This is a genomic window from Sinobaca qinghaiensis, from assembly GCF_003610495.1.
GTDB classification, from domain to species: Bacteria; Bacillota; Bacilli; order Bacillales; family Marinococcaceae; genus Sinobaca; species Sinobaca qinghaiensis.
Window position 1 is genome coordinate 109001 of the sequence record NZ_RAPK01000006.1, and the last position, 10100, is coordinate 119100.

9 protein-coding genes are annotated in these 10100 nt (G+C 43.1%); 3 read left to right on the plus strand and 6 right to left on the minus strand.

Annotation, left to right across the window (positions count from 1 at the left end):
• Nucleotides 1-18 precede the first annotated feature (18 nt).
• Together ATL39_RS00895 and ATL39_RS00900 are read left to right on the plus strand one after the other, a co-directional pair.
• Nucleotides 19-2046 carry a LacI family DNA-binding transcriptional regulator gene (locus tag ATL39_RS00895; protein ID WP_120191399.1) on the plus strand — a complete coding sequence of 676 codons (2028 nt, stop codon included), beginning with the start codon at nt 19-21 and terminating at the stop codon, nt 2044-2046.
• Between the two features lie 294 nt (nt 2047-2340).
• On the plus strand, nt 2341-3174 hold the full coding sequence (locus ATL39_RS00900; protein ID WP_120191400.1) for a hypothetical protein: 834 nt from the start codon (nt 2341-2343) through the stop codon (nt 3172-3174).
• Between the two features lie 52 nt (nt 3175-3226).
• Here the strand turns inward: ATL39_RS00900 and ATL39_RS00905 are convergent, their stop codons facing one another.
• From ATL39_RS00905 to ATL39_RS00920, 4 genes are read right to left on the minus strand one after another with little or no spacing between them, the layout of a single operon-like run.
• The gene (locus ATL39_RS00905) at nt 3227-3955 is read right to left on the minus strand and encodes a MurR/RpiR family transcriptional regulator (RefSeq protein ID WP_120191401.1); all 729 of its coding nucleotides are present in this window, start codon (nt 3953-3955) and stop codon (nt 3227-3229) included.
• Between the two features lie 35 nt (nt 3956-3990).
• The gene (locus tag ATL39_RS00910; RefSeq protein WP_120191402.1) at nt 3991-5424 is read right to left on the minus strand and encodes an FGGY-family carbohydrate kinase; all 1434 of its coding nucleotides are present in this window, start codon (nt 5422-5424) and stop codon (nt 3991-3993) included.
• 36 nt (nt 5425-5460) lie between these two features.
• Nucleotides 5461-6936, minus strand: coding sequence for an FAD-binding oxidoreductase (locus ATL39_RS00915; RefSeq protein WP_120191403.1), 1476 nt, complete (start codon nt 6934-6936; stop codon nt 5461-5463).
• Nucleotides 6937-6963: 27 nt separating this feature from the next.
• Nucleotides 6964-7758, minus strand: coding sequence for an SDR family NAD(P)-dependent oxidoreductase (locus ATL39_RS00920; RefSeq protein WP_120191404.1), 795 nt, complete (start codon nt 7756-7758; stop codon nt 6964-6966).
• Between the two features lie 210 nt (nt 7759-7968).
• Between ATL39_RS00920 and ATL39_RS00925 the strand changes: the two genes are divergently transcribed.
• Entirely contained in the window at nt 7969-8664 is a 696-nt protein-coding gene (locus ATL39_RS00925) for a CPBP family glutamic-type intramembrane protease (RefSeq protein WP_120191405.1), read from the plus strand.
• A 133-nt stretch (nt 8665-8797) separates the two neighbouring features.
• Here the strand turns inward: ATL39_RS00925 and ATL39_RS00930 are convergent, their stop codons facing one another.
• Nucleotides 8798-9568 carry a class D sortase gene (locus tag ATL39_RS00930; protein ID WP_120191406.1) on the minus strand — a complete coding sequence of 257 codons (771 nt, stop codon included), beginning with the start codon at nt 9566-9568 and terminating at the stop codon, nt 8798-8800.
• A partial coding sequence (locus ATL39_RS00935) for an LPXTG cell wall anchor domain-containing protein (RefSeq protein WP_120191407.1) occupies nt 9561-10100 on the minus strand: 540 nt, incomplete at its 5' end. The genes ATL39_RS00930 and ATL39_RS00935, both read right to left, overlap by 8 nt.

A 10100-nucleotide genomic window follows, 5' to 3' on the forward strand; every position in this document is an offset into this window, starting at 1 on the left:
GGGAAGGGAGGGGTGTATATGACCAGTATTCAGGACGTAGCTAAAATGGCGGAAGTTTCTGTAGCCACAGTTTCTCACGTCGTAAATCATACAAGGTATGTCAGCCCAAAAACAGCTCAAAAAGTTGAAGAAGTTATTGATTCATTAGATGAATTGCCCAATTTTATTGTGAAAAAAAGAGGCATGGGACCTAGTGATAAACAGCAGATTCTCGTTTTTGCTACAAATATTTTTCACCCCTTCCAGGCTGGTATTATTAAGGAGCTTCAAGAGATAACAGCAAAAAAGAACGAGCTTCGCATTGTCAACGTTCAGACAGATGATTTAATACAGACGCTAAAGAGTTATTCGATAGCAAATACAAAATCAACGATAGGAAAAGTACTGCTTTTAGATCGGCCGATCGAGGAATCACTAAAAGTTCACTCATCTATGAAAACTGTTCCGACAGTGGTTGTAAGTGAAAATGAAATTAAGTTGACTGGTTCCCAGGCTAAGGAAGCATACACTATCATATCAGATAGCTATCAAGGGGCGTATGACTCTGTAAATCATTTAATTAATCATGGACATGAAAGAATTGTATTAATAGATGATTGCTATAAGCAGTGCGGCACAGAGAGTGATTTATATAAAGGTTATCGCCAAGCGTTTGTGGATCGTAACATTACCTTAACTAATGCTTACGTTATAGAATCTTCTGCAACGGAGAAAATTCATGAAACTCTCTCCAAAGAGCAATCTCCGACAGCTTTAATCATTGCCAGTGAAGACGCTCTTCTTCAGGTCCTTACTTTTCTAAATAGTCGTAACAAAAAGTGTCCGGAAGATATTTCTATTATTTGCTTTAATGATAGGCGTTGGTTTGAGTTATTCACTCCAGCACTTACTGCAGTCCGACAGGATGTAAGCCGGATCAGTGAAACAATATTATCTTATCTGCAAAAAGAATTATCGGAAGGTTCTCAGCTTAAAGAACAAGCGTATGTATCGACAAAAATCCGTCTGCGTCAATCTACATCAGGGATTGCACGTGGTCCATTTGGAGAGAAAGCGGCATCTGTGGATTCGATTCAGATAAATGAAGAGGAAATTACTGAAGTACGTAATCGAAAGCCAACAGCCGTTATTTCCTTTCACTATACAGGGGCTGCTTGGATGCATCTTCATGAAAGAGGCATTAGGGATTTGTTCAGTAAGTGGGGGATTTCTCTTCTTGCGGTTACGGATGCTCATTTTGATCCGGACATGCAAAATAAACAGCTGGAAGGTCTTATGGCTCTTGACCCGGATATTGTAATTGCGATACCTACAGAAGACAATAAAACCTCGGAGGTTTTTCAAAAAATCGCTGCAAGTCAATCTAAGCTTATTCTTATAACAAACGTTCCAAACGGACTTTCACCAGAGGATTATGTAAGCTGTGTTTCCGTAAATGAGTGGTCACACGGGCGACTTGCAGGAAGCGGGCTTGGCAGTATGATGAGAGATGAGGAAATGAAGCAAATTGGCTTGTTACTGTACGACTCTGATTTTTACGCGACTAATCAGCGGGATGCAGCTGCTCGTCAAATCCTCATGGAGGAATACTCAGACCTGGAAATAGTGGGAGAGGGACATTTTAAAGAAGAAATTGAAGTGGTAGAGAAAACAAAGGAGCTATTGTTGAAACATCCTGAAATCGAGGGTCTATATATTTCCTGGGAAGGGCCAGCTTGCAAGGTACTTCAGACTTTAAAAGAAATAGGTAGAGAGGATATTCTCGTTGGTACTGCAGATCTCGATTACGAATTAGCTTTGTATATGGCGAAAGGAAAGAATGTTAAGAAAATCAGTGCCCAGCTTCCTTACGATCAGGGAAAAGCGCTTGCTCTAGTTGCTGCCAACGCTGTATTAGGTAAGCATGTTCCCAAATTTATTGGTGTAGAACCGGTTGAAGTTACACAAGAAAATCTATTAAAAATGTGGAATCGAATTTTTAAAGAAAGCGCACCAAAAGAGGTTGTTGAAGCTGTTAAAGCCAAGCCTACTTATCTTTCTACCTGATTTTAATACTTCTCTAACAGGATTTGTTTACCCAAACTGTTCCTAAAAACCCACTTTTACGAACGATCTTAATATGTCAAAAAGAATAGTTGTGACCGTCCGTAAACGTTGTAAATGACGTTGCGGACGTTTTGGATTTTTATACACTTTTGCGGACACATAAATAATGATCTTTTTTAATCTCCTATACGATGATTAGTGTAAAAATACTCTCTTAGATAAAAAATATTCCGTTATTTAGTTGACTTGTTCTTTTTAGGAGATCTATAGTGAGGTAAACGAATGGTGGTTTGGATGAAGCGAAAATATGGTGCTTTTCCGGAAAGAGAAGACATACTGACAATGATTTCGGAGCCTAAAACAACAAAAGGTATTATTAATAACCTTTTAGGCGGGCTGGCTGTTTTGCTGTTTGGAATTGGTTTTCTCATTTTAAGCGGGCTTCTTGTGTACAACTGGTTGAGCGGATATATCCTTACTTTTAATTCCGCGACCCCATCCGGCCGGAATGGGACCTGGTTAGCAAACCTGGTGGGAAACGATATTCTCTACATAATTTTGTTTTTAGTTGCTGTGCTTGGCGGGGGCTGCGCTGTTCTCGCAGGTGTGGCGATGCTTTCCTACCCATTTTCCAGGTTGCCGGCAGCGGCTGTGTATCCAAACCGTATTGTTTATAAGCTGAGCCGGAAACGCATCGAAACCGTTGATTGGAAAGAAATAGAGACTATCATTATCGAAAATTATATACATGTCATTGGAGCAAATAAATTACAAAACAGCATTCATCTTTATCTTACTCGAGCGGACGCAGGTCCAGTCTGTATTAAAATTCGGGATAACGAAGGAATCACCAGGCTGCTACAGAAAGCCTGCAGCCGTAATATACCGATCTACTTTTTCACGATAGATGCAAAGAGAAACCGTTCTGCTTTTCCAATAGACTACGATGATTATCGTTATATATTTGCAAAGCAGGCAAAATCTATTCCCTTCATGGAAACCTCTCATGTGGAAGATTTTATGTACAGCGGAAGTCTGTTTTTTAACGACCTCCCTTATTTCTACGTAGAACACTATGACCAGTTTAGAACAGAAGAAGAAGGGGTCCCTGTTCTGCTGGGCTCATGACAATAATTGAAAATTTTAAAATAAAAAAATGCCCATGACGTCTTAATTGACGTTATGGGCGTTTTTCACGTTCCTGTTTGAGCTTAGTGATGACTTCTTCCATGAAAATAAAAAAGATCGTTCTCGTTTTTTCAAAGGCCAGCAGCTTGTTGTTTTGCTGTAAGGGGGAGAGGTGAAAAATATAATCCGCCTGCGAGTCGCGTGTGTTCATGGGTTCTTCGAGTACGAGCATCGTACGGGCGTCTCTTTTTTTGATTACATGAAAGAGGTGCTCAAAAGAGGCGAATTTTCCCGTGACGGAAAAGACAATTAATAGAGTCTCATTATCCGCTAAACGCTCGGCGTAGTTTTCGTCATGGGTAACGAAAATATTTCTGTCAGTCACAGCTGCGAGTTTGTAGGCAAAATACTCAGTGCTGATGTAGGAAGGGCCGAGCCCAAATAAAATAATTTTTTTAAAATGTGTAAATACAGATAGAAACTCATCGACTACTGCCGGGTCATAGCTTTCCAGAAATTGAAGCAGCCGCTGAATTTCACTGGAGCCTTCGCGGTCCGCTGCTGGATGGTGTTCTTCATAGCCGCTGAAATACAGTTTGTACTGCTTGAAGCCGGCAAAGCCTAACTTTCTAACCAGTTTGGACACTTTAGAAGGGGAGACGCCGCCCAGCTCGGCGGCATCGATGATTTTCAGTTTATCATTCTGCTCCAGGGACTGCGTCAATGTGTGGTGCAGTGCTTTTTCTAGTGGGGTTAAATGATCGGTTCGCAAATTTAACATGTATCGATACCTGACCTTTTATAGTTTATCCGTTTCTACTTAAAAATCGCGTAGGAACGTTTTAGGATTTCATCTGTATGAGTTCTAACATGCTTCACGACGGAATGATTGATCTCATTATAAAGAAAAGAGGCCGCCGGATCGGGAGAAAATGATTTCTCGTTTTGAATGAGATGGTCGGCTGCATCTGCGAAGCTATCATAAACAGCCAAGTGTTGGCATACGCTGATAGCGGCTCCGAGACAGGCGCTGCTGCTGCCTTTTCGTTTATGGACCGGCAGCCCAAATACATCGGAGAGGATTTGCAGCAGTACGTCGCTTTTGGCGCCGCCGCCTGTAACTACGATATCCTCCACGTCTGCATTAATTTCAGTCAGCATGTCATTAATATTGTTTTTAATCGTAAAGGCAATTGCTTCTAATATGGAGCGGTACATATGATACTTCGTATGCCGCTGGTCAAAGCCGATCATGATTCCTTTTCGGTAGGGCTGGTCCGGGCTCGAGAGCCAGTCCAGTATCGTAATCAGGCCGTCGCTGCCGGGTGGCACAGCCTCTGCCTGCCGGTTTAAATACTCTTCCTCGGACATTTCTGATGCGGCTGCATCCTCCACTAAACCTTCACCGAGCAGTTTTTTAAACCAGCTGACCGTCCACATGCCGCGCCTGATGCCATTGGATTCATAGACGTACTGAAAAGGGACAGCCGCCAGGGTAGGGAAGAAGTTAGCTGCGTCTGGAAAATCTTCGTGCCGGACCAGCATCGAGGAAATGAACGTTCCCAGGGAAATCATAATCGTCGTTTCGTCTTTGATGCCGGAGCCGAGAACTTCCACAGCCTTGTCATTTGCGGTTGCTACGACGGGAATGCCTTCTTTCAAACCAAACTCAGCCGCCAGTTCATTTCTGATGGATCCTAACGCCTCCCCGGGTTTTACCAGGTTAAACAGCATGTCCCGGTTTAGCCCGTTGGCGGCCATCACTGCGTCATCCTCGGACCAGTCCAGCGTTTCCCGGTCCAGCGGCCAGAACACTTCATAATTAGCCGCGGTGTCATTCAACTCTCCGGTCATGTTGAACCCTAAGTAGCCGGAGGTGGAAGTGACATAACGGACCTGTGGATCTTCGTGCTCGTATGGTTTGGACAGCCGCATATCCATCCAGCTGATTACGGGCTGAGCGAGGGATCCATCTTCTTTCAACAGCGCGCGGCAGCTTCTTATCGTACATAAGCCGATGCCCGAGATAGCCTTTCTGCTGCCTGTGAAATGTTCCAGACAGTTGTGTACCGCACTTTTTACACTGTCCCACAGGTCATCATCCGGATGCACCACGACTCCCGGCTCCGGCGTCAGCGGTTCTTTTAACAGGCAGGATCCAAACGCAGCTTCATTGCCATCTGTATCAAATATAATCACTTTCGTACTCTGCGAGCCGTTATCAATACCCATAATATATTGCTCTGCCATCGTATTTCCGCCTTTCGCTTTTCCTTAAGCCGCAACTTATCCTCTAATATACTTTTTGATTTCGTTTTCCTGAGGGAAGATTGTACCATGATTCATCGTGCCGTTCGGATCAAATGTCTGCTTTAATTTATCAAGCATATAGTAGGCAGATCCGTGTTCCTGTTTTGTCCATTCCGAGCGGTATTTCCCGATGCCGTGATGGTGGCACATCGAGCCTCCGTATTTCAGCGTTTCTTCAATAATAATTTCATGAATAGGGTGGTGGTACGTAAGCATTTCCTCTTCCGGTGCACAGTTAATGGTGTAGTTATACACAAAATACATATTCGTGCCGTTAAGGTAGCTGTGGGAAGAATGACCGCCCAGCATCGTTAAGTCAGCTGCCCGGTCAAATTCGTTTTTGATCCGTTCCATGACGCTGTCGTAGATTTTGATCACATTTTCCCAATCTGCGGAAATTTCTGTTGTGAATCCATCATGTGTGTTGTTTTCTTTCATATCTTGTACTTCTTTTTCGATTCTGCTTTGATCCCAGTTTAAGTTATCGAACCACGTTTTGATAAAAGACGAGTCCACTTTTTCGGTTACATGGGACTGAAAATCAGCAGCTGCCTGTTCAATTGCTTCGTTGGTTGCTTTTACGATACCGAGCGGGCCTTCTACCATGAAAATCAGTACATATTTTTCTTTATAAAAATGGCTGAAGTGCTGTCTGGCATCTTCGGGGGAGTACACGCGTGCGACAGAAGGGCGGAACCCGTTTACCATGACTTCACGGAGAATCTTGATGCCTGTGTCCATGTCATCAAGCAGATAGCCGTGAAACGTATTGTTTTCCGGATAGAATTTAAATAGTTTGACCGTCACTTCCGTGATGTAACAAAGGGCGCCTTCATTGCCGATAGCAATATGGCGGATATCGGGTCCTCCGGATCTTCTGGGCACATTTTTAATCCGCGATACATGGCCGTCTGGAAATACGCATTCCAGCCCGATAACCATATCTTCGATCGCACCGTAAAGCGTAGAAAACTGGCCGATGCTTCGGGTCGAAACGAGTCCGCCCATCTGTGCAACAGGCTTGGATTGGGGGGAATGTCCCGTCGTGAAGCCTGATTTGCGTACCTCGTCTTCTAAATCCTGCAGTTTGACCCCGGACTGGACGGTAACCTGCATGTTGTAGGGATCCACTTTGATAATATCGTTCATTTTCGATCCATCGACAACAATGGTCTGATCTTTCCAGTTTTCCAATCCGCCTTCGGTCGCCGTTTTGCCGCTGCGGGGAATAACGTTGATGTTATGTTCATTGCAGTAGGCTAAAAGTGTCTGTACTTCTTCTGTGGAATATGGATAAACGATAGCAAGGGGAGCGGGAACATCAAGAACGTGTTTCGCTTTTGCGTATTTTTTATACCGGTCGGCAGAAGCATCATACAGGTCTTCTGTTTTTGTTACGACTTGCTCTGCTGAAATTAGTTCTGACAGGTCTTTAAGCGTTTGTGTACTCATCGATTATAGATCTCCTTTGTATTCAATTTATCGAACCAGATAGCCGCCATCGACCGTTACAAGGGTGCCGTTTACATAATTGGAAGCATCGGATGCCAGGTAGACGACGGTACCCATTAAATCAAGAATATTGCCCCAGCGGTTAGCGGGAATGTGATCGAGGACGCGCTGGTTTTTGTCGGTATCTGCTCTCGTTGATTTTGTTATGTCCGTTGTGAAATAGCCCGGCGCGATGCCATTTACCTGAATATTGTATTGCGCCAGTTCATCACAGTAGGCTTTCGTAAAGCCGGCCAGCCCGTGCTTGGTGGCGGCATAGGCCGGCGACCACTGTCCGCCCAAAAACGAGAAGACAGAGCATGTGTTAATAATTTTTCCGCTTTTCTGCTTAATCATATGTTTAGCTGCTTCGCCCGCTAATTCAAAAGGGGCCGTTAAGTTGACGGAAACCATTTTATCCCATTGGAGACGTGTAAATGCGGTGACATCTTTTTCGTAAATGCCGATGCCCGCGTTATTCATTAGAATATCAATGGTGCCAAAGAGATCGATACATTCCTGAACTATTTCCCTGCACACATTATCCTGGGTAATGTCCGCAATTTTCAGATGGTATTGAACGCCTTCCTGCTCGACTAATTTCCGGGTCCGGTCGTCATCACCGGTCATGCTGACAGCAAAAATATTGGCTCCTGCCTTAGCGAGGGCAAGCGTGTATCCCTGCCCGAGACCGGAATTTCCGCCGGTTATAATTGCCGTTTTTCCTTGTAAGCTGAAAAAGTTCATATTAAATGAAGTGATGTCCGGTTCCGTTGGATACATATTATTTCAACCTCCTCTGCAAGGGTCTCCTGCAGTTATCGTAATATGCTAAATGAATAATAACAAGTTTTTAGAAAGAAATTTTCTTTTATTTTTTATTTTAACGATCATAAAGGAAAATTTTCTTTTTAATAAAAAGTCTAAATCCTTATATTTATTTAGATGGTAATTGATATAATATTCAGACAATTAATATTAGGGAGGATTTTTATGAATAAGATCATTACAAGTTACGACTTGAAATGGACGGCTCTCGTATATTCCCTTGTTTTATTGCTGCTGGTTTTTTTCATAGATCTCACCACACCACAAAACTCATGGATTTTTATCGTGAAAATTGTGATCGTTCCATTTTTGGCCGTAGTTGCTTTACTGATTGCTTTTGGCAGGCAGGGCATTAAGGACATCTTCTCGAAACCCATCAAGCCATATAAAAACTTTTTTGTCTGGTACATTATCATGATCATTATGAGCCTGATTTCCGGCATCTTATTAAGCCTGTTCGTTAACACGCCGCTTCGTGGAAATCCTGGAACAGAGCACTTGGCACAAACATTTATATCGCTGCCGTTTGTCCTGTTATTTGAAGAGATTATCAGCTTTTTCTTTTTACTGGCTGTCGCCAATATTATTTATAAAAGAACGAAAAACCTATTCTGGGCTCAGGCAGCGGGTGTGGCGGTAAGTGCTGTCATATTTGGCTTACTGCATTATACAACGTATTATAATGGAAATATGGTTGATACCCTCGCTCATATTATCTTTATTCAGGGAATGGCCCGGGTATTTTTAAACCTTGCCGGCTTAAAAAGCAATAGTCTGATGATCCCATGGATAATACATGTGGTCTTTGATTTAAATACGTTTTTAATTGGCACGACGGCGTTAATAATAATTTACTGGTGAAATCAACAGACATATTTGGAACTTGAGGTACTGTCTTGAGTAGTGGATTCATGATGAAAAATAGAATACTAACAAATATATCCCCTTACCGATATTGTATCGGTAAGGGGATATATTAATTTTATCGTTTCATTTATTCACTTCTTACAAGGTCGGCAATAAGAATATAACGGTCGGGAGCACTACCTATAAAATTGAACGGGTAACAGGTAGTGACGGTGAGAACAGGGGAAGCGGATGGGGTGATAATGGTTTTGTCATCACTTGGAACAATTTTGATTTCCCTGATTTCATACGTGAACGTGCCGGCGGAAGTCTCAACGATGAGCTCATCGTTGATTTCCAGCTGACCTAGTTCTTTAAATACGGTGTCCCGATGTCCGGATAGAACGGAATTGTCATTTTCGCCCGGCAGTACGCTGCCTGCAAAGTGTCCAATTCCTTTACTTAATTCATCCTCATCTGTTCCATGAATGATAGGCAGTGTTTGATCAATAGCCGGCATAGTCAAGTTGCCTATATTTCCACCGACTTTCGGTCTTACTGGATAAAGGGTTTCATCTGAAATAGAGTTTTGTTTCGATGTTTCTGTTTTCGTTTCCGTTTGAGCTTGTGCTTCTTTTACAGTTTCTTTTTCATTTTGTACATCGGGTGGAGCTGTTGTGTCTGTTGGGCTTGCTGCTGTTTGTGTTTCTTCTCTCTTTTCTATCTCAGCTGATGCAGATGTGTCTGCGGTTAGTCCGGATTCTTCTGCCGGCTGTTCGACCGAGACAGGTGCAGGGGCAGATTGAGTATAGATTTGATAGGACGCCCAGGCAATTAAACATATCCCCAGGATCAAGAACCCCGGGGAAAGTTTATGGACAGTTTTTAGTATCCGTTTAAGAAAAGAATTCTTATTCATACACTTTTCTTCTCATTAAGAGAGCTAATCCTATCAATGATAGCATTATTCCGCCAAGGAGAAAGTTATACATGGAAGTAGCTGTTTCTGGAAGCTCGCCGCCTGTAACGGTCGGTACCGAAACATCGTGCGAGCCAAGATCGATCGTTTCTTCATCTTCATCTGGAGTGAATTGAACGTTTACTTGATAATTCCCAGCCGGGACATTTTCAGCGGTATACGTAATTTTTTCATTGCCTCGAACTTCTTCTGTCTCTCCACCAATGTTAAACTTCCAAGTACCTGGAACCTTTGTATCTTCAGGTAATGCGGCGCGAATTTCCACGCTGCCATCCGGCTTCACTTCTACAGTAACAGTTTCAGCTGGTTGATCAGTGTTTGGTGTTGGTGTGACTTCGGGATTTAGTGTTGGTGTTGGTACAAATCCTGGTGTAGGCTCAGGGCTTGGCTCAGGCTCAGGGCTTGGTTCAGGCTCAGGGTCTGGATTTGGTTCAGGATCCGGATTTGGTTCAGGATCCGGATTTGGTTCAGG